The 2,263-nt window shown below is 64.4% G+C and carries 3 protein-coding genes; all 3 read left to right on the forward strand.

All coding sequences use genetic code 11. The features are described from left to right. Positions 1 to 735: flagellar M-ring protein FliF C-terminal domain-containing protein (locus tag WCA85_RS13790; RefSeq protein ID WP_424064705.1), on the forward strand; the 735-nt coding region annotated here is incomplete at its 5' end. Beyond that, positions 725 to 1,720 (forward strand): flagellar motor switch protein FliG, encoded by a 996-nt coding sequence (gene fliG / locus WCA85_RS13795; protein WP_424064709.1) that lies wholly within the window; start codon positions 725 to 727, stop codon positions 1,718 to 1,720. The genes WCA85_RS13790 and fliG, both read left to right, overlap by 11 nt. Continuing rightward, on the forward strand, positions 1,707 to 2,263 hold a 557-nt coding region (gene fliH / locus WCA85_RS13800), incomplete at its 3' end, for a flagellar assembly protein FliH (RefSeq protein WP_424064711.1). The genes fliG and fliH, both read left to right, overlap by 14 nt.

The following is a 2,263-nucleotide window of genomic DNA, read 5'->3' on the forward strand; positions in this document are numbered from 1 at the left end:
CTGTCGAACCAGCCGCCGCAGCCCGCCTCCGCACCGATCAACGCGCCGAGCGGCGCAAACGGCGGCCCGCCGAGCATTCCGATCAGCGACCGCAAGGACGCGACCACCAACTACGAACTCGACAAGACCGTGCGCCATTTCCAGCAGTCGATGGGCGGCGTCAAGCGGCTGTCGGTGGCGGTGGTGGTGAATTACCTGCGCGTCGTGGACGCCAAGGGTCACGTGACGATGCAACCGCTGACGGCCGACAAGCTCACCCAGGTCAATCAGCTGGTGAAGGACGCGATGGGCTTCGACGCGCAGCGCGGCGACTCGGTGAACGTGGTCAACAGCGCCTTCACGTCGGAAGTCGACCCGAACGCGGACGTTCCATGGTGGCGCACGCCGGACATGATCGCGCTCGCCAAGCAGATCGCAACGTACATCGGTATTGGCGCAGTCGCCCTGTTCCTCTACTTCGTGATGGTCAAGCCGGCCCTGCGCCGTGCGTTCCCGCCGCCAGTGACGGCCACTGCCGCCCTGCCGTCGCCCGATGAGCCGGTGCTGCTCGACGGCATCCCGGCGGCCGAGCGTAATGGCGTGAGCGTCGTTGAAGATGGCGATTCCGAACTGATGTCGTTCGAGAGCGAGAAACACAAATTCGAGCGGAACCTGGAGTACGCACGCAACATCGCGCGCCAGGATCCGAAGATCGTAGCAACCGTCGTCAAGAACTGGGTGTCCGATGAGCGCTGAAGGCGTAGTGAAGAGCGCGCTCCTGCTGATATCAATCGGTGAGGAAGAAGCCGCACAGGTGTTCAAGTTTCTCGGCCCGCGCGAGGTCCAGAAGATCGGCGTCGCCATGGCCGCGCTGAAGAACGTGACCCGCGAACAGGTGGACGAAGTGCTGCATGAGTTCGCCCGTGAGGCCGAACAGCACACCGCGCTGTCGCTCGATTCGAGCGACTACATCCGTTCGGTGCTGACCAAGGCGCTCGGCGACGACAAGGCCGGCGCGATCATCGACCGGATTCTGCAAGGCAGCGACACGAGCGGCATCGAAGGCCTCAAGTGGATGGATTCCGCTGCGGTCGCCGAGCTGATCAAGAACGAGCACCCGCAGATCATCGCGACGATCCTCGTTCACCTGGACCGCGATCAGGCTTCCGAGATCGTCTCCTGCTTCAGCGAGCGGCTGCGCAACGACGTGCTGCTGCGGATCGCCACGCTCGACGGCATCCAGCCGGCCGCGCTGCGCGAACTGGACGACGTGCTGACGGGCCTGCTCTCAGGCAGCGACAACCTGAAGCGCAGCCCGATGGGCGGCATCCGCACGGCAGCGGAAATCCTCAACTTCATGTCGAGCAACCACGAAGAAGGCGTGATCGAGAACGTGCGCCAGTACGACGCCGAACTCGCGCAGAAGATCATCGACCAGATGTTCGTGTTCGAGAACCTGCTCGACCTGGAAGACCGCGCTATCCAGTTGCTGCTGAAGGAAGTCGAATCCGAGGCGCTGATCATCTCGCTCAAGGGCGCGCCACCCGCGCTGCGTCAGAAGTTCCTCTCGAACATGTCGCAACGGGCAGCGGAACTGCTGGCCGAAGACCTCGATGCACGCGGCCCGGTGCGCGTCTCCGAAGTGGAAACGCAGCAGCGCCGTATCCTCCAAATCGTGCGCAATCTGGCGGAAAGCGGCCAGATCGCATTAGGCGGCAAGGCGGAAGATGCATATGTCTGATCAGGATCCCACGCGCAAGGTTAGCCTCTCGGCCTATCAGCGCTGGGAGATGGCCTCGTTCGACCCGGCGCCCCCGGCGCCGCCTCCCGAACCCGAGGTTGACGAAGGCGCATTCGAAGCAGAGTTGCAGCGCCTGCGCGATGCCGCTCATGCCCAAGGCGTTGCGTCGGGTCACGTAGCCGGGCAGGCGCTGGGCTATCAGGCCGGTTACGACCAGGGCCACGCTCAAGGGTTCGCCCAGGGCCAGGCCGAAGCACGCGAAGAAGCCGCAAGACTTGCTGCTCTGGCGGAAACCTTCAAGGCCGCGCTCGAGGGCGCGCAGCACGAAATTTCGGAAACGCTGGTCGCGCTCGCGCTGGACATCGCCCAGCAGGTGGTGCGTCAGCACGTACAACACGACCCGGCTGCGCTGATTGCTGCCGCCCGCGAAGTGCTGGCCGCCGAGCCGGCGCTGATTGGCGCGCCGCACCTGATCGTGAGTCCCGCTGACCTGCCGGTCGTCGAAGCGTATCTGATGGAAGAATTGCAGGCGCGCGGCTGGTC

It is taken from the genome of Paraburkholderia sp., from assembly GCF_049581445.1.
GTDB lineage: Bacteria > Pseudomonadota > Gammaproteobacteria > Burkholderiales > Burkholderiaceae > Paraburkholderia.